This is a genomic window from Mesorhizobium sp. Arg314 (assembly GCF_053714275.1).
The window spans coordinates 209,081-226,571 of record NZ_JBSKBP010000008.1; the positions used below are offsets into that span (position 1 = coordinate 209,081).

20 protein-coding genes are annotated in these 17,491 nt (G+C 63.6%); 17 read left to right on the forward strand and 3 right to left on the reverse strand.

Annotated elements, in window-relative coordinates:
• Window positions 1-44 precede the first annotated feature (44 nt).
• Complete coding sequence (locus ACWGS9_RS11505; RefSeq protein WP_454505352.1) at window positions 45-992, reverse strand: MurR/RpiR family transcriptional regulator; 948 nt, start codon at window positions 990-992, stop codon at window positions 45-47.
• A 324-nt stretch (window positions 993-1,316) separates the two neighbouring features.
• Here ACWGS9_RS11505 and ACWGS9_RS11510 point away from each other — a divergent pair, with 324 nt between their 5' ends.
• The 8 genes from ACWGS9_RS11510 to ACWGS9_RS11545 are packed head-to-tail and all read left to right on the forward strand — an operon-like array spanning window position 1,317 to window position 9,736.
• Window positions 1,317-1,532: a hypothetical protein gene (locus tag ACWGS9_RS11510; protein WP_454505353.1), complete on the forward strand. Its 216-nt coding sequence runs from the start codon at window positions 1,317-1,319 to the stop codon at window positions 1,530-1,532.
• 16 nt (window positions 1,533-1,548) lie between these two features.
• Window positions 1,549-1,638, forward strand: a complete 90-nt coding sequence (locus ACWGS9_RS11515; RefSeq protein WP_040990279.1) for a K(+)-transporting ATPase subunit F — start codon at window positions 1,549-1,551, stop codon at window positions 1,636-1,638.
• Between the two features lie 22 nt (window positions 1,639-1,660).
• Window positions 1,661-3,364 (forward strand): potassium-transporting ATPase subunit KdpA, encoded by a 1,704-nt coding sequence (gene kdpA, locus ACWGS9_RS11520; RefSeq protein WP_454505354.1) that lies wholly within the window; start codon window positions 1,661-1,663, stop codon window positions 3,362-3,364.
• 7 nt (window positions 3,365-3,371) lie between these two features.
• On the forward strand, window positions 3,372-3,602 hold the full coding sequence (locus ACWGS9_RS11525; protein WP_454505355.1) for a hypothetical protein: 231 nt from the start codon (window positions 3,372-3,374) through the stop codon (window positions 3,600-3,602).
• Window positions 3,599-5,692 carry a potassium-transporting ATPase subunit KdpB gene (kdpB, locus tag ACWGS9_RS11530; RefSeq protein ID WP_454505356.1) on the forward strand — a complete coding sequence of 698 codons (2,094 nt, stop codon included), beginning with the start codon at window positions 3,599-3,601 and terminating at the stop codon, window positions 5,690-5,692. The genes ACWGS9_RS11525 and kdpB overlap by 4 nt, the downstream gene beginning before the upstream one ends.
• 11 nt (window positions 5,693-5,703) lie before the next feature.
• The gene (kdpC, locus tag ACWGS9_RS11535; RefSeq protein ID WP_454505357.1) at window positions 5,704-6,267 is read left to right on the forward strand and encodes a potassium-transporting ATPase subunit KdpC; all 564 of its coding nucleotides are present in this window, start codon (window positions 5,704-5,706) and stop codon (window positions 6,265-6,267) included.
• A gap of 56 nt (window positions 6,268-6,323) precedes the next feature.
• Entirely contained in the window at window positions 6,324-9,047 is a 2,724-nt protein-coding gene (locus ACWGS9_RS11540) for a DUF4118 domain-containing protein (protein ID WP_454505358.1), read from the forward strand.
• A complete protein-coding gene (locus tag ACWGS9_RS11545; protein ID WP_454505359.1) occupies window positions 9,044-9,736 on the forward strand; it encodes a response regulator transcription factor in 693 nt (230 codons plus the stop codon). The genes ACWGS9_RS11540 and ACWGS9_RS11545 overlap by 4 nt, the downstream gene beginning before the upstream one ends.
• Window positions 9,737-10,123: 387 nt before the next feature.
• On the opposite strand, the gene ACWGS9_RS11550 is transcribed toward ACWGS9_RS11545, so the two are convergent.
• Both ACWGS9_RS11550 and ACWGS9_RS11555 read right to left on the reverse strand, forming a co-directional pair.
• Complete coding sequence (locus ACWGS9_RS11550) at window positions 10,124-10,714, reverse strand: invasion associated locus B family protein (protein WP_454505360.1); 591 nt, start codon at window positions 10,712-10,714, stop codon at window positions 10,124-10,126.
• 32 nt (window positions 10,715-10,746) lie between these two features.
• Window positions 10,747-10,902 carry a hypothetical protein gene (locus ACWGS9_RS11555; protein WP_454505361.1) on the reverse strand — a complete coding sequence of 52 codons (156 nt, stop codon included), beginning with the start codon at window positions 10,900-10,902 and terminating at the stop codon, window positions 10,747-10,749.
• Window positions 10,903-11,082: 180 nt separating this feature from the next.
• On the opposite strand from ACWGS9_RS11555, the gene ACWGS9_RS11560 reads away from it, so the two are divergent.
• The 9 genes from ACWGS9_RS11560 to ACWGS9_RS11600 all read left to right on the forward strand — a co-directional run bounded on the left by ACWGS9_RS11560 (window position 11,083) and on the right by ACWGS9_RS11600 (window position 17,491).
• Window positions 11,083-11,373, forward strand: coding sequence for a hypothetical protein (locus ACWGS9_RS11560; RefSeq protein WP_454505362.1), 291 nt, complete (start codon window positions 11,083-11,085; stop codon window positions 11,371-11,373).
• Between the two features lie 148 nt (window positions 11,374-11,521).
• Window positions 11,522-11,989 carry an NUDIX hydrolase gene (locus ACWGS9_RS11565; protein WP_454505363.1) on the forward strand — a complete coding sequence of 156 codons (468 nt, stop codon included), beginning with the start codon at window positions 11,522-11,524 and terminating at the stop codon, window positions 11,987-11,989.
• Between the two features lie 151 nt (window positions 11,990-12,140).
• Entirely contained in the window at window positions 12,141-12,464 is a 324-nt protein-coding gene (locus tag ACWGS9_RS11570; RefSeq protein ID WP_454505364.1) for an ArsR/SmtB family transcription factor, read from the forward strand.
• Window positions 12,461-12,871: an SRPBCC family protein gene (locus ACWGS9_RS11575; protein WP_454505365.1), complete on the forward strand. Its 411-nt coding sequence runs from the start codon at window positions 12,461-12,463 to the stop codon at window positions 12,869-12,871. Before ACWGS9_RS11570 ends, ACWGS9_RS11575 begins: the two co-directional genes overlap by 4 nt.
• 78 nt (window positions 12,872-12,949) lie before the next feature.
• Entirely contained in the window at window positions 12,950-13,342 is a 393-nt protein-coding gene (locus ACWGS9_RS11580; protein WP_454505366.1) for a VOC family protein, read from the forward strand.
• 39 nt (window positions 13,343-13,381) lie between these two features.
• Window positions 13,382-13,615, forward strand: coding sequence for a hypothetical protein (locus ACWGS9_RS11585; protein WP_454505367.1), 234 nt, complete (start codon window positions 13,382-13,384; stop codon window positions 13,613-13,615).
• A complete protein-coding gene (locus ACWGS9_RS11590) occupies window positions 13,615-14,058 on the forward strand; it encodes a DUF1801 domain-containing protein (RefSeq protein WP_454505368.1) in 444 nt (147 codons plus the stop codon). Before ACWGS9_RS11585 ends, ACWGS9_RS11590 begins: the two co-directional genes overlap by 1 nt.
• Before the next feature lie 187 nt (window positions 14,059-14,245).
• Window positions 14,246-14,644, forward strand: coding sequence for a DUF1801 domain-containing protein (locus tag ACWGS9_RS11595; protein ID WP_454505369.1), 399 nt, complete (start codon window positions 14,246-14,248; stop codon window positions 14,642-14,644).
• A gap of 360 nt (window positions 14,645-15,004) precedes the next feature.
• Window positions 15,005-17,491: an EAL domain-containing protein gene (locus tag ACWGS9_RS11600; protein ID WP_454505370.1), complete on the forward strand. Its 2,487-nt coding sequence runs from the start codon at window positions 15,005-15,007 to the stop codon at window positions 17,489-17,491.

Consider the following 17,491-nt stretch of genomic DNA (forward strand, 5'->3'; position numbering starts at 1 on the left):
TCGCGAGGCCACCTCCTCCCACAAGGGGAGAAGGGAAAGCCGCCTCAATCTCCGAGCGGCTCCATCTCCTTGCCCGTCCGATGGATCTGGGCGTTGTATTTGATGCGGCGCACGGTTTCGCGCGCCGGGCCGTCAATCCTGTAAGCGGTCGCCACCGCCAGAAGATCGATGGCCGCGAGGAAGGCGTAGCGCGACGCGGTCGGCTTCAGCGTGTCGGGATATTCTGGCACGGCAACCGTCAGCGGCACGTCGCAGACGCGCGTCAGCTCTGTGTCCGGCGCCGTCACGCAGATCGCGTTGGCGCGATAATGCTTGGCGAGCTCGACCGCTTCGATCACCTCGCGCGTGCGGCCGGTGGCCGAAATCGCGATCACCAGATCGCCCGGCTTCAGTGTCGAGGCGGTCATGCGCATCAAATACGGATCGCATTGCGCGCTGATGGTGATGCCATAGCGGAACAGGCGGTATTGCGTCTCCTGCGCCAGCGCCGACGAACTGCCGCCGAGGCCGAACACCGTCACCTGCCGCGCCTTGGCGATCAGCTCCGCCGCCTTCTGCAACTGTCCCGGATCGATCTGCCGCTCCGCCTCCTGCAGCGCGCGCCGCGCCTCGCCGAACACCGCGTTCCAGAAAGGCATGCCGCTGTCGCCATTCGTGGGTTGCGGCTTGGTGGCAAGATAGAGCGCGCCGACGACCAGGCTCTGCGCCAGCTTCAGCTTGAAGTCGCGCACACCCTCGCAACCGATGGCACGGCAAAAGCGGGTCACCGTCGGTTCACTGACCCCTGCTCGCTGCGCGAGTGCCGCATTTGAGGCATCGACCGCATATTTGACGTCGTCGAGCACGACGTCGGCGACGCGACGCTCGGCCGGCCGCAGCTCCGCATAGCTGTCCTTCACCTGCGAGATGATATCGGGAATGCGCCTGACATGGTCGTGCCGGTCGTCGTCCTCTTCCGTGGTTCGCAACGCCTGGCTGTCAGCTTCGGTCATTGGCCAGTCCTCCCCAGTCCGCTTCTGGAGCATCTTCGCGATTATCCGTCCGCTGGCAGGCAATCAACTGCGGCGAGTATGTAGGAAAGTAACAGACACTGCAAGCGGGCAGAAAACAACGAAAAATCATACTATTAGATAAGAGATGATTGAACCTGATGCTTTCGCACTTCGCTGCCGCTTGACAGTAAAGTAGGATAGTTACAGACTGATTTTGCGGACAGAGACCGTCGGGCGAAGGCGTAGGCAACGCCCGCTGGGTAAGCCAGCCAAAACCCCTATAAAATTCCTATATCTTTCTCATCCGCCCCGTCTCGAACCTTTATGGCGATCGGGTCCATATTTCCATTCGAAGAAGCGCTTGATCGCCGTCACCGCCAAGGTGACGTGCGTCCGCGCGCAGTTTTGATCCCGCCGATGCGGGCCGTCGACACAAATGAAAAACAAGGAACGCCTGCAATGGACCTCCTAGTTCTCGGGATCGGGATTTTGTTCTTCGCCCTGTCCTTAGCCTACGTCAAAGCCTGCGACGTTATCTGAGCGGAAGGGTCGGATCATGCTTCTCGATTACATCCTTGGCGGCGCGGTGACCTTGTTCCTGCTCGCCTATCTCACCTACGCCCTCATCCGCCCAGAACGCTTCTGATCGGCGCACGGAAGGTCACATCATGACACTCAACGGCTGGATACAGATCCTCGTCTATTGCGGGGTCCTGCTTTTGCTCGTGAAGCCGCTCGGCGGCTACATGTATCGCGTTTTCAGCGGCGACCGGACCTTGCTGTCGCTGGTGCTCGTTCCGATCGAGCGTGGCCTCTATCGCCTCGCCGGAACGAGCGAGAAGGAAGAACATCATTGGGCCGTCTACGCGACCGGCATGCTGCTCTTCAACCTCGCCGGCTTCCTCGTTCTTTACGCGCTGCAGCGGCTGCAGGGCGTGCTGCCCTACAATCCCGCCGGGATGACGGCGGTCGAGCCCGGGCTCGCCTTCAACACCGCAGCCAGCTTCATCACCAACACCAACTGGCAGAACTACGGCGGCGAAAGCACGATGTCCTACCTCGTGCAGATGGCCGGCCTCACCGTTCAGAACTTCGTGTCCGCCGCCACCGGCATTGCAATCGCCATTGCCCTGATCCGCGGCTTTGCCCGCGCTTCAGGCAAGTCGATCGGCAATTTCTGGGTCGATCTCACCCGCTGCACGCTCTACGTGCTCCTGCCGATGTGCATCGTGCTGACGCTTGCCTATGTCTGGCTGGGCATACCGCAGACGCTCGGGCCCTATGTCGATGCGACCACGCTGGAAGGCGCCAAGCAGACGATCGCGCTCGGACCGGTTGCCTCGCAGGTCGCCATCAAGATGCTCGGCACCAATGGCGGCGGCTTCTTCAACGCCAATGCGGCGCATCCTTTCGAGAACCCCGACGCCATCTCGAACTTCATCCAGATGCTGACGATCTTTACGCTGGGTGCTGCGCTCACCAACGTCTTCGGCCGCATGGTCGGCAGTGAGCGCCAGGGCTGGGCCATCCTTGCCTCGATGGGCGTGCTGTTCCTGGCCGGCGTCGCCGTCTGCTACTGGGCGGAAGCCGCCGGCAACCCGCTGGTCCATGCGCTCGGCATCGACGGCGGCAACATGGAAGGCAAGGAGACCCGCTTCGGCATCGCCTTGTCCGCTCTCTTCGCCGTCATCACCACGGCCGCCTCCTGTGGCGCCGTCAACGCCATGCATGACAGCTTCACCGCGCTTGGCGGCATGATCCCGCTCATCAACATGCAGCTCGGCGAAGTTATCGTCGGCGGTGTCGGCGCCGGCTTTTACGGCATCCTGATGTTCGTCGTCATCGCCGTCTTCGTCGCCGGCCTGATGGTCGGCCGCACGCCCGAATATCTCGGCAAGAAGATCGAGGCCAAGGAGGTCAAGATGGCGATGCTCGCCATCCTGTGCCTGCCGCTGGCGATGCTCATCTTCACGGCCATCGCCGTGGTCCTGCCGAGCGCCGTGGCCTCGATGGCCAATGGCGGCCCGCATGGCTTCACCGAGGTGCTCTATGCCTACACATCGGCGGCCGCGAACAACGGCTCGGCCTTCGGCGGCCTCTCCGGCAACACGCACTGGTACAACATCACCATGGCCATCGGCATGCTGATGGGCCGCTTCCTGGTCATCATCCCGGCTTTAGCCATCGCCGGCTCGCTGGCCGCCAAGAAGACCGTGCCCGCTTCCGCCGGCACCTTCCCGACCGACAGCATGCTGTTCGTCGGCCTCCTGGTCGGCGTCATCATCATCGTCGGCGGCCTCACCTTCTTCCCGTCGCTTGCCGTCGGCCCGATCGTCGAGCACCTGGCGATGATCCACGGACAGACCTTCTGAGATGACCATGCCCTGGTTCAACAACATACGTCGGCACGACCGTCGCCAACCCGGTGACGGAGCGCCCGATGACGGTGGGGACGAGAAGCCTCGTCCTTTTCCGACGCTCTCCACCTTCCTTGGCATGGCAGCCGTGCTGTTCGTGCTGTGGCTGCTGGCCTCCGGCCTTCCGCGCCTGTTGCCGAAGACCGAACACCCGGCGCCGTCCAACATCACCGATACTGGAGCCTCGAAATGAGCCAGTCCAAATCCGCGAGCATCCTGGATGCCCGCATCCTGGTGCCCGCCATCGGCGGCGCCTTCCGCAAGCTCGACCCGCGCACGCTGATCAAGAACCCGGTGATGTTCGTCGTCGCCGTCGTCTCGGCGCTCACCACCGTGCTGTTCGTCAAGGATCTCGTCACCGGCGGCGGCGATCTCGGCTTCACCCTGCAGATCATCATCTGGCTCTGGTTCACCGTGTTGTTCGCCAATTTCGCCGAGGCCGTCGCCGAAGGCCGCGGCAAGGCGCAGGCCGATTCGCTGCGCAAGGCGCGCACCGAGACCCAGGCCAAGCTGCTCGCCAATGGCGATCGCTCGAAATTCAAGTTGGTGCCCGGCACCAGCCTGAAGGTCGGCGACATCGTGCTGGTCGAAGCCGGCGACATCATCCCCTCGGACGGCGAGGTGATCGAAGGCGTGGCCTCCGTCAACGAAGCCGCGATCACCGGTGAATCCGCGCCCGTCATCCGCGAATCCGGCGGCGACCGTTCGGCCGTCACCGGCGGCACCCAGGTGCTGTCCGACTGGATCCGCGTGCGCATCTCCGCCGCTTCCGGCCATACCTTCCTCGACCGCATGATCTCGCTGGTCGAAGGTGCGGAGCGCCAGAAGACCCCGAACGAGATCGCGCTCAACATCCTGCTTGTCGGCATGACGCTGATCTTCGTGTTGGCGACCGCGACCATCCCGAGCTTCGCCTCCTATTCGGGCGGCTATATCTCGGTGACGGTCCTCGTTGCGCTCTTCGTGACGCTGATCCCGACCACGATCGGCGCGCTGCTGTCGGCCATCGGCATCGCCGGCATGGACCGCCTGGTGCGCTTCAACGTGCTCGCAATGTCCGGCCGCGCCGTCGAGGCCGCCGGCGACGTTGATACACTTCTCCTCGACAAGACCGGCACCATCACGCTCGGCAACCGCCAGGCGACGGAGTTCCGCCCGGTCAAGGGCGTCCCCCAGCAGGAGCTGGCCGATGCGGCCCAGCTTGCCTCGCTGGCCGACGAGACGCCGGAAGGCCGCTCGATCGTCGTGCTGGCCAAGGAGAAATACGCCATCCGGGCTCGCGACATGGCAACGCTGCACGCGACCTTCGTGCCCTTCACCGCGCAGACCCGCATGAGCGGCGTCGACATTGACGGCTCGTCGGTGCGCAAGGGCGCGGTGGATGCGGTGCTTGCCCATGTCAACCAGGCGACGGTCGCCGCGCATGGCGCCCGTCCGGCCGGCGACACGATCCGCGACCTGCAGGCGATCGCCGACGAGATCGCCAAGGCCGGCGGCACGCCGCTGGCGGTCGAGCGCGACGGTCGCCTGCTCGGCGTCGTCCATCTCAAGGACATCGTCAAGGGCGGCATAGCCGAGCGTTTCGCCGAACTGCGCAAGATGGGCATCCGCACGGTGATGATCACCGGCGACAACCCGCTGACCGCGGCGGCAATTGCCGCGGAAGCCGGCGTCGACGACTTCCTCGCCCAGGCGACGCCCGAGAACAAGCTGTCGCTGATCCGCGAGGAGCAGGCCAAGGGCAAGCTGGTCGCCATGTGCGGCGACGGCACCAACGACGCCCCGGCGCTCGCCCAGGCCGATGTCGGCGTCGCCATGAACACCGGCACGGTCGCCGCGCGCGAGGCCGGCAACATGGTCGACCTCGACAGCGATCCGACCAAGCTGATCGAGATCGTCGAGATCGGCAAGGCGCTCTTGATGACGCGCGGCTCGCTGACGACCTTCTCGATCGCCAACGACGTGGCCAAGTACTTCGCCATCATCCCGGCGATGTTCGCCGTCTTCTATGTTGCGCCCGGTCAGTCGACCGGTCCGCTGCAGGCGCTCAACATCATGCATCTGGCGACGCCGCAGAGCGCCATCCTGTCGGCTATCATCTTCAACGCGCTGATCATCATCGCGCTGATCCCGCTGTCGCTGAAAGGCGTGAAGTATCGTGCCATCGGCGCCGGCTCGCTGCTCACCCGCAACCTGCTGATCTACGGCCTTGGCGGCATCATCGTGCCGTTCGTCGGCATCAAGGCGATCGACCTGATCGTTACGGCCCTCGGCCTCGCATAAGGATAACCCCGATGTTCAAGCAACTCAGGCCCGCGATCGTCATGATCGTCTTCTTCACGGTGCTGACCGGTCTCATCTATCCGATCGGCATGACCGGCATTGCCCAGGCGCTGTTCCCGAACCAGGCCAATGGCAGCCTGATCACCAAGGACGGCAAGGTGATCGGCTCCGGCCTGATCGGCCAGGCCTTCGCCAGCGACCGCTATTTCCATGGCCGGCCGTCGGCCGCCGGCAATGGCTACGACGCCGGCGCCTCCGGCGGCTCCAATCTCGGCCCGACAAACCCGAAGCTGATCGAACGCATCAAGGGTGACGCCGAGAAGCTGAAGACGGAAAACCCGAACACGCCGGTGCCGATGAACCTCGTCACCACCTCGGGCAGCGGCCTCGATCCAGTCATCAGCCCCGAGGCCGCGTATTTCCAGGTGCCGCGCGTCGCCAAGGCCCGCGGCGTGGACGAAGCCAAGGTGAAGGCGCTCGTCGCCAGCCATGTCGAGGATCGCGAGCTGGGCTTCATGGGTGAGCCGGCGGTCAACGTGCTCGCGCTCAACCTGGCGCTGGATGACCTGAAGTAATCACCCTCCGCGCCGGGGATCGACACGACCCCCGGCGCAATTCATGATTGGACCTGATGCCGGACGACAGGACCGACTCCCAGAACCGACCGTCCCCCGACGCGCTCCTCGAGCATGCCGAGCGCGAGGGCCGTGGCCACCTGCGCATATTTCTCGGCGCGGCCCCCGGCGTCGGCAAGACCTATGAGATGCTGATGGCCGGCCGCGCCCAGCGCGCCGACAGCATCGACGCCGTGATCGGCATCGTCGAGACGCACGGCCGCAAGGAAACCCAGGCCCTGGTCGACGGCTATGAGGTGATCCCGCGCCGGCTGGTCGAGTATCGCGGCCAAACCTTGGACGAAATGGACATCGACGCCATCCTGAAGCGGCGTCCCGCCCTGGTCCTGGTCGACGAGCTTGCCCACACCAACGCGCCCGGCAGCCGGCATCCCAAACGCTATCTCGATGTGCAGGAGATCCTTGCGCAAGGCATCGACGTCTACACCACGCTCAACATCCAGCATGTCGAGAGCCTGAACGACGTCGTCGCCCAGATCACGCGCGTCAGGGTGCGCGAGACTGTTCCCGATTCCATCATCGACGAGGCCGACGACATCGAGGTCATCGACCTCACCCCCAGCGACCTGATCAAACGGCTGCAGGACGGCAAGGTCTATTTCCCCAACACCGCGCAACGCGCCATCGAGAACTATTTTTCGCCGGGCAATCTGACGGCGCTGCGCGAGCTGGCCTTGCGCCGCACCGCCCAGCGCGTCGACGAACAGCTGCTCAACCACATGCAGTCGCACGCCATTCCGGGCCCCTGGGCGGCCGGCGAGCGCGTCCTCGTCTGCGTCGACTCGCAGCCTGGCGGAGCGGCTCGCATCCGCTATGCGCGCCGGCTCGCCGACCGGCTGCGCGCGCCCTGGACGGCGCTCCACGTCGACACGCCTCGCCTGGCCGGCCTGTCCGAGGAGGACAAGGACCGCCTGGCCAGGAATCTTCGCCTTGCCGAACAGCTCGGCGCCGAGATCACCACCATTCCGGGTCAGAACGTTGCCCAGGACATCGTGCGCCACGCAACGGCGAACAATTTCACCCATATCGTCATCGGCAGGCCGACCCGCTCGCGCTGGCGCGAGCTGATCGAGGGCTCGCTCACTTACGATCTGATCCGCAATGCCGGCGACATCAGCGTCCATGTCATTTCGGGCGCCGGGCGCGATGCCGACACGCCGTCGGCGCGGGTGAAAGCGGCGCCCGAGCAGAAGCCTTTCCAGATCTGGCCCTATCTGTTCTCGACGATCTATGTCGCCGGCGCGCTGGCCGTCGGCTCGATCCTCGACCAGTTCCTCGACGTCCGCAATCTCGCCAGCGTCCTGCTTCTGGCGGTGCTGACAGCGGCCGTGACGTTCGGGCTCTGGCCGGCGCTCTATGCCTGTTTCCTGAGCGCGCTTGCCTTCAACTTCTTCTTCCTCGAGCCGCGTTACACGCTGACGATAAGGGATCCAGAAAGCATCGTTGCCTTTGCGGTCTTCCTCGTCGTGGCCGTGATCGCCAGCAATCTGACGGCGCGCGTGCAGCGCCAGGCAGTCGCCGCGCGCTCGCGGGCACGCGCCACCGAGGACATCTATTCCTTCTCCAAGAAGCTTGCCGGCGCCGGCATGCTTGACGACGTGCTGTGGGCCACCGCCTTTCAGATCGCCTCGATGCTGAAAGTCCGCGTCGTGCTGCTGCTGCCGGAAAACGGCACCATCACCGTCAAGGCCGGCTATCCGCCGGACGACACCCTGGCCGAGGCCGACATCGCGGCCGCCCGCTGGGCCTGGGAGCACAACCGCGCCGCCGGCCGCGGCGCCGACACCTTGCCTGGCGCAAAACGTCTCTATCTCCCCTTGCGCACGGGGCGAACCGCGATCGGCGTGGTCGGTCTCGACAATGACAAGCAGGGGCCGCTGCTGACGCCGGAGCAGCAGCGCCTGCTCGACGCCTTGGCCGACCAGGCCGCCGTCGCCATCGAGCGTGTCCAGCTCGTCGCCGATGTCGACCGCGCCCGGCTTGCGGCCGAGGCCGACCGGCTGCGCTCGGCGCTGCTCACCTCGATCTCGCATGATTTGAAGACGCCGCTCGCCGCGATCATGGGTGCGGCCGGCACGCTCAAGGAATTCGCGCCGGCGTTGCCGGAAAAGGATCGCGCGGAGCTTCTGTCGACGGTCGTCAGCGAAGCGGAGCGGCTGAACCGCTTCATCGCCAATCTGCTCGACATGACCAGGATCGAGTCGGGCGCGATGGAGCCGAACTACGCGCTCCATTATGTCGGCGATGTAGTCGGCTCGGCGCTGAACCGGGCACAGAAGATCACCGCCGAGCACACAATAGAGACAGACATTCCGGCTGACCTCCCGATGCTGCGGCTCGATCCGGTGCTGTTTGAGCAGGCGCTGTTCAACCTCCTCGACAACGCTGCCAAATATGCCTCGCCCGGCTCGGCCATCCGGCTGCAGGCCTGGGTGGATAACGGCGCCGTCATCCTGCAGGTGATGGATGAGGGACCGGGCGTCCCGCCGGAGGATCTGGAGCGGATATTCGACACCTTCTACCGCGTGCGCAAGCGCGACCAGGTGCGCGCCGGCACCGGTCTCGGCCTGTCGATCAGCCGCGGCTTCATCGAGGCGATGGGCGGCACGATCGCAGCCGCCAACCGCACCGACCGGCAAGGCGCGATCTTTACCATCCGCATGCCGGTGCCGCCTGAGTTGCCTGTGCTGGGCGCCCCCCTTACGGATGATGCGGCATGACAAATCAGACCGTCTCCATCTTGGTCGTCGACGACGAACCGCCGATCCGTAAATTGCTGCGCGTCGGCCTCGGCAGTCAGGGCTATGCGGTCTCCGAAGCGCCGAACGCCAGGGCGGCGATCGAGCTCATGCAGGCCGAGCGGCCCGACCTGATCCTGCTCGATCTCGGCCTGCCCGGCATGACCGGTCTCGAGCTGCTCGGCAAATGGCGCAGCGACGGGCTCGACATTCCGGTCGTCATCCTTTCCAGCCGCACCGACGAGGCCGGTATCGTCTCGGCGCTCGAGCTTGGCGCCGACGATTATGTGACAAAGCCCTTCGGCATGAACGAGCTTGTAGCCCGCATCCGCGTGGCGCTGCGCCACAAATTCCAGCAGCAGGGCGAGAAGCCGGTATTCCACACCGGCGACCTTTCGGTCGACCTGGTGAAGCGCATCGTCAAGGTCGAGGGCAAGGACGTAAAACTGTCGCCGAAGGAATACGACATCCTGCGCATGCTCGTGCAATATGCCGGCAAGGTGCTGACCCATCAGTTCCTGATGAAGCAGATCTGGAACGACTCGACCGACGTCCAATATCTCAGGGTCTACGTGCGCCAGTTGCGCCAGAAGATCGAGAAGACCCCGGACCAGCCGCGCTACATCATCACCGAGACCGGTGTCGGCTATCGATTGCGTGAGGTGGAATAGCTGACGGAAACCGCTGTGGTTGGCCGAAGCATCTCAACGTCGTCATCCACGGGCGGAGCGGGAGCGAAGCGGACGCGTAGACCCGAGGATCCATGCCGTTACGCCAGCCAGGGAGCGCTGCGGAGCAGAACCTGGATCGTCGCAACGCTTCGAAGTCACGGCATGGATCCTATGGTCTGCGTCGCTTCGCTCCTTGCTCCGCCATAGGATGACGAAGCGATAGGCGCTTCAGCAAAATCCCTGCAGGCGCATCCGCCAACATACAGCAGCGATCCCGGCGAAAACTAATGCATGTCGCCCAGAAGTGTACGCGGTTCTGGGACAACGACATGCATAAAAACAAGGACTTAAAGCGCGTCGCCTGAATCCGTTTCAGCGTGACGCGCTCTAATCCGCCGACAGGTCCGCCGTTCGGGCGAGCGCGCTGCCCAAGCCGTTGAGCGAGATGGTGAAGGAGATCGGCTGCGTCGTGTCCGCCGCCGTGGCGTCGATCTTCAGCGTGGTGCCGTTCTGCAAGAGCGGCGTGGTATCGGCATCGAACGCCACCGGCACCAGGCAGCCTACCGGCTGGCAGGTGTTGAACTGCAGCGTGCCATCGAGCTTCTTGTCGTCGATCTCGAGCGAGACACCGTTGGCCAAGGCAAGCCCGAAGGGCAGCGCCAGCGTGCCCGCGGCGTCCCGGCCGGTCTTGGTCGTCAATTCGATCGCCAGCAGCCGCTGGCCGCTCTGCTTGTTGAACTGCTGATGCGACAGGCTGCAGACCTTGTTGGTGCCGGTGACCTGGCAGTTGACAGTCCAGTCGCCATGCGTTTCCGACAACGCCGAGGCGCCACCCGGCAGTTGCGGCTTGGCTGCCGCGGGCTGAGCGGCAGGCGCCACCTTGTCGCCCTTGTTCTGGGCGGCAAGCCCCGCCGCCGGCACTCCTGCGATGCAGGCGGCTGCCAGCATCGCCGCAAGATACGCGTACTTCGTCCTCATGACATCCCTTCTTGGCCCCCGCCCCGCGTCAGCTAGAAGCTGACCTTCAGGGACGCGCTGACTGCGTTCTGCCTGACCGTTTCCCCGAAAGCGCCGTTGTACCCGACCGCCAGGCCGACGCCGTTGACGCCATTGAGCTCCAGCCCGGCGCGGGCCCGATAGAGCGGCGAATCGATGGCTTCCGTCAAGTGCAATGCTGGGTTGCCGGGCAGATTCTCGGCGGCGGCAAAGCGCCCCTCGATCTCCTACTGCTTGGTGGAGCACTCGCGCTGCCTCCGTGAACAGCATCACGTTTCGCAGTCGCCCATGGCGCCGTTGGCCGGCCGCACTATATAGAACACATGGTTTTTCGCATGGGAGCCGACCAAATGCTTCGTCACACCCTGACTGTTCTTGCGGGCACCTTGCTGGCGGTCGCGATTTCTCAGGTTGCTTACGCGCAGGTCGTCATCCCGACGAATCGCAACGCTTTGGTGCAGCAGAACCAGCTTCAGCAGTTGCAGAACAGTTTGCAGCGGCAGCAATACCAACAGCAGCAGCAATTGTATCGCGAGCTTGACAGGCAGACCGCGCCCAAGCCGCGGCCCGATGTGCCGGTATATGACCAGACATGTCGAATGGAAGCGGTCGGCAACACGATTTCGCGGGTTTGCCGCTGACATTTCGCTTTTTTCAGTTTATTAGCCGACTTACTTGCTGGCAAAATGCCGGATTGCAAGGGCGGTGGTTTTAGGGTCTGCAGGGGACAGGGTTTTTTGCCCGCGCGGATAGCGTATGGCAGGGGCGCTGCTCTCACCGGAATTTGGGATGGCAACAACCAAGAAGAAAGCAGTTCGCCGGGCCAGGAAAGGGCAGCGGATCCGCCAGGTGGCGGCCATTCCGTTTCGGTTGCGCGAGGACGGCGGTCTCGAAGTGTTGCTGGTCACCTCACGCGCCACGCGGCGTTTCATCGTGCCCAAGGGTTGGCCGATGAAGGGCAAGTCCGGGCGCAAGGCGGCAACGATCGAAGCCCAGGAGGAAGCAGGCGTTCTCGGCAAGACGCTGAGGCAACCTGCCGGAACCTATTCCTATTGGAAGCGCATCAACAACGGCTTCATTCGCGTGGATGTTGCGGTCTATCTGCTCGAGGTCACCGAGGAGCTTGCCGACTGGCAGGAAGCCGCGAACCGGCAGCGCGCGTGGCTGCCGGCGGCAGACGCCGCCTTGCTCATCGACGAGCCGGAGCTTTCGACACTGCTGAGGGATTTGACTGTTCCGTCAGCCGACCCGGCATAAACAGACACCTATTCAGTATCGTTCGGGCCGTACCGGCATGCCGGTATAGATCCACAGCCGCGGTTTCGGCCGAGCACGCCCATTCGCTGCTTGACTTATACATATCCGAGCGGTTATACGTCGATCAATAGCCAACGGGTTATTGATTGCGATGACCGCCGCGCACGATATGCTGTTCAGGACGCTTGCCGATCCGACAAGGCGCGCCATCTTCGAGCGTCTGTGTCGTCAAGGCGAGCAGACGGTCGGAGCCCTCACCGCGCAGGCCGGCGTGTCGCAGCCTGCGGTGTCCAAGCATCTCGGCGTGCTCAAGGCGGCGGGGTTGGTACGCGACCGCCATGAAGGGCGCCAGACCCATTACAGCGCTCAGCTCAAAGCGCTTGCGCCGTTGATGGACTGGACGCGCGACATGGCGGGGTTTTGGGAAAGCCGGTTCGACGACCTGGAAGACCTGCTCAAAAGGATGGACCAATGAATGAAATGCCGGCCGGAACGCGCTCCGTGATTGTCGAGCGCGAGATACCTTTTCCGCCGGAAAAGATCTGGCGCGCGCTCACCCAACCGCATCTCATCGAGGAGTGGCTGATGAAGAACAATTTCAAGCCGGTCGTGGACCATCGCTTCAATCTGAGCGCGGATTGGGGAGGCGTCGACTGCCAGGTGCAGACGGTCGAGCCCAACAGGACGCTGTCCTACAGCTGGGACACCAAGGACCTCGAGAGCGTCGTCACCTGGACGCTCACCCCGACGAACGCGGGCACGCATCTGCGCATGGAGCAGGTTGGCTTCCGCACCGACCAGGAGCCGTACTACCGCGGCGCCACAGTGGGCTGGAAGCGCAACTTCACGGCCTTGGAGCATTTGCTTTCGCGGATCGATTGAAGTCCGCCAAAGCTTCAAGGGACAGACACGGTCCTGGGCGGGCGGCAAACCGCAGGTGTAAGCAATGGAGACACGAAAATGAAGATCAAGCTGACCAGCATCTATGTCGACGACCAGGAAAAGGCTCTTGGTTTCTATACCGACGTCCTGGGCTTCACCAAGAAGGCCGACTTCACCAATGGACCATTTCGCTGGCTTACGGTTACCTCGCCCGACGACCCGAACGGCACTGAACTGCAGCTGGCGCTCAACGACAATCCGGCGGCGAAAACCTATCAGCAGGCCATCTTCGAACAGGGCCAGCCGGCGCTGATGCTTTTCAGCGACGACATCAAGGGCGACCATGAGCGTATCAAGGCCAATGGCGGCAACTTTGCCATGGCGCCGACCGCGGTGACCGGCGCGACGATCGCGCAGCTCGACGACACCTGCGGCAACCTCATTCAGCTTTCGCAGCTGGCGCGCTGGTAGGCAGCTCGATCCGTCTCGTCATTTGCAAGGGAGGTTAGATTGAACTGGAGCAAGTGGATCAGGCAGCTTCACCGCTGGCTGTCGATCATCTTCACACTCACCGTTGTTGCCAATTTCGCCGCCATGGCCATGGGCCCACCGCCCGCCTGGATCGTCTATTCGCCGTTGATTCCGCTTTTCCTGCTGCTGTTCAGCGGCCTCTACATGTTCGTGCTGCCCTATGCCGCCAGGCGGCGCGACGAGTCGGTGCGCGGGCGCATAGGATCGGCCTGATGGCGAAGGCGAAATCGCAGAAGGTTGCCGCCGTTTCCCCGACCGCGAAGCCCGTCCTGCTTTCAGGCGGCAACCCGCAGATCGCCAAGGGCTACGGCGATGTTCCCGTGCAGGCCTATATCGCGGCGATGCCGGGCTGGAAGAGCGGGATCGGGGGGCGGCTCGACCAACTCATCATGCAGGCCGTCCCCAACGTGCAGAAGGCCGTCAAATGGAACTCTCCATTTTACGGAATGGAAGGCGAAGGCTGGTTTCTCGGCATCCACTGCTTCACCAAATACATCAAGGTGGCCTTCTTTCGCGGCATGTCGCTCAAGCCGGTGCCGCCCGGCGAATCCAAGAGCAAGGACACACGCTATTTCCACATCCATGAGAACGACCGGCTCGACGAGGAGCAATTCGTTTCCTGGGTGAAGCAGGCGAGCCAGTTGCCTGGAGCATGATCCCGAAAAGTGGGAGCCGGTTTTCGGAAGAGATCATGCTCCAACTAGCAGCCGGATCAGGATGACGATCCAACGAACGTCATGCTGATCCGGCGAACGGATGTAAGCGCACGAACGATCAAGCGCCGTCCCCCTTAAAAGGGCCACGGTGGCAATCTCTTATCCAGCATCAAGGGAGAAACCGGACATGCAAGAAGGCGGCGAGCAGGACGAGAAGTCTCCGTCCGAGCTGATCGACGGAAGGATCAAGGAACTGGGCGACTGGCGTGGCGAGACGCTTGCCCGGCTCCGCGGCCTTATCAAGGAGGCCGCGCCCGAAGCCATGGAGGCATGGAAATGGCGCGGCGTGCCGGTCTGGGAGGACGCCGGCATGATCTGCACCGGCGAGACCTACAAGGCCGTGGTCAAGCTGACCTTCGCCAAGGGCGCGGCGCTGCCCGATCCGGCGAAGCTCTTCAACTCCAGCCTCGAAGGCAACACCAGGCGCGCCATCGATTTCAAAGAGGGCGACAAGATCAACGCCGACGCTCTGAAGGCGCTCGTTCGCGAAGCCGTGGCCCTCAACAAATCCAGGACCAAACGCTGAGAGACGGCAGCTGCCGGGCGCTATCGGGTTGATCGCGCCGGCTTTCTTGTTCTGCGCCTTCGAGGGCAATCCGTGTCGAAGGCCGGCAATTAAGCAGTTGATGTTATACCGAACCGCATCGCTTCCGGCGGATACTATGCGCTGAAGATCGCCATTACGCATCGTAAGCGCCCGGCTGTTGCCGTGCAATAACTCGTGAAACAAATACCGGACAAATTTATCACCCGTTAAGCGAGGCGCGTTATCTGGATTATTGTCGCCGGTAACCGGGCGACATGCGGGGAAGAACATCGTCTCAACCGACGGATGAGCCAGTCGGACAGACACCAAGCGAGCCAGCACAAGCTCCATGGGAATGGGATGAAGCTCTCATCGACCGATGCCGGTCCGCGTCTCATAGGGCTGGTCTGGCCCTTCGTCGCGGTCGTCCTGATCCAGGCACTGGTTGCGACCCTCAGCCTCCACACACTATCGGCCGTCCGCGCCTATGTCGGCGGCGAAAGCCAATGGTCGAAAGGGCAAAAGCACGCCATCTATTTCCTGAGCCTTTATGCCGATACCGGCCAGGAAGAATATTTCAGCGAATATCGTCAAGCCATCGCCGTGCCGCTGGCCGATCGCGCCGCGCGGCTGGCACTCGAACAGGCCGAGCCCGACACGAACGCTGCCCGGCTTGGCTTTCTCGGCGGCAACAATCACCCCGACGATGTCGCCGGCCTGATCTGGCTGTTCCGGAATTTCCGCCGTGTGAGCTATCTCGATACCGCGATCGGCCACTGGACGGCGGCCGACGAAATGATCCTCGCCATCGAAAGACTTGGCGACGACATGCATCGAAGGCTCGAACAGGGGCCGGCATCCACGGCCGAGATCGGTCTCTGGAAGGCGCAAATCCACCAGCTCGACCGCCAGATCGGACCGCTTGCCAAGGCCTTTTCCGACAGCCTCGGCGAGGGATCGCGCTTTATCAAGATGGCGCTGACGGCCGCCAATCTCGCCACCGCCGCCCTGCTTATCCTGCTCGCCGTCTGGCGCACGCGCAAGCTGATGAATCAGCGCCAGACGTTTCAGAGCGCCCTAAATGCCGAGCGCGAGCGTGCTCAGATCACGTTGGCCTCGATCGGCCAGGCCGTCATCAGCACCGATGCCGAGGGACGGCTGGACTATATGAATGCCGGAGCGGAAAGGCTGCTTGCCTGCTCGCTGGCCGCCGCAAAGGGAAAGCCGGTCAACTCCTTGTTCCGGCTGGTCGACAAGGACAGCGGCGTCGAGGAGGCCGACCTGATCCCGCGCCTGCTGGCAGGCGAGCCGCGCCGCTCCAATGTGCGCCCGCAGCTTCTTGAGCGTTCCGACGGCTCGGTCGTGCCGGTGGCGCTGAATGGCGCCCCGCTGATCGTTTCCGGCACGATCCTGGGTTGCGTCCTGGCCCTGCACGACATGACGCGCGAGCAGGACTATATCGAGCGCCTGTCGTGGCAGGCATCGCATGATGCGCTGACCGGGCTCGTCAACCGCCGCGACTTCGAGAACCGCCTGGCAGACGCGGTCTCCGAAGCGCCGGAAAGTCCGCGCCAGCATGCGCTGATGTATCTCGATCTGGACCAGTTCAAGCTGGTCAACGATACGTGCGGCCATGCCGCCGGCGACCAGTTGCTGCGCCAGATCTCGGTGCTGCTCGCCAATGAGCTGCCGCCCGGCGACATTCTGGCGAGGCTAGGCGGCGACGAGTTCGGCGTGCTGCTCTTCGATTGCGACGCCGACTGTGCCGCCGCCACGGCCGAACGGTTGCGCGCCACGGTCCAGGATCTGCACTTCTCCTGGGAAGGGCGTCCCTTCAACATCAGCGTCAGCATCGGCATGGTCGAAGTCGCCGATGCCGGCATGACGCTGGAAGAGGTGCTGCGCGCCGCCGATGTGGCCTGCTATATGGCCAAGGAAAAGGGCCGCAACCGCGTCCAGTTCCACAGCGACGGCGACACCGCACTGCGCGAGCGCTTCGGCGAGATGGCCTGGGTGCAGCGCCTGCATGCCGCGCTGGATGAGAACCGCTTCAGGCTGCACGCGCAGGAGATCGCGCCGCTGCGTGACGATATCGTGGAACAGGGCGCGCATATCGAAATCCTGCTCAGGCTGACCGACGAGGACGGCAGCTTCGTCACCCCGCAGAGCTTCATTCCGGCGGCGGAGCGCTACGGACTGATGCCGGCGATCGACCGCTGGGTGGTACGCAACACCTTTGCCACTTTGGCGGCCAGGCGCACCGACCCGCGCGCGACGCCGATATCCACTTGCGCGATCAATCTCTCCGGCGCCACTTTCGGCGACGAGACGTTTCTCGGCTTCATGCGCGAGCAATTCGCCACGCACGCCATTGCGCCCGAGACGATCTGCCTGGAGATCACCGAGACCAGCGCCATTGCCAATCTTTCCGAAGCCATGCGCTTCATTGCCGACCTGCGTGGGCTCGGCTGCCGCTTCGCGCTCGACGATTTCGGCTCCGGCATGTCGTCCTTCGCCTATCTGAAGCATTTGCCGGTCGACTACCTCAAGATCGACGGCAGCTTCGTCAAGGACATGCTCGACGACCGCGTCGACCGCGCGATGGTCGAGATGATCCATCACATCGGCAAGGTGACGGGAAAACGCACCATCGCCGAATTCGTCGAAAGCAACGGCATCGTCGAGGCCTTGAAAGCGATCGGCGTCGATTATGCGCAGGGCTATGCGATTGCGCGGCCCCAGCCATTCGACGCGGCCACGGTGCTGGGGCGCGCGCGGATCGAGCGCGGTGCAACCGCAGACGCCCGGCAGACTTTGGCGCAGACGTTGCTCCGCAAGGTCGGCTAG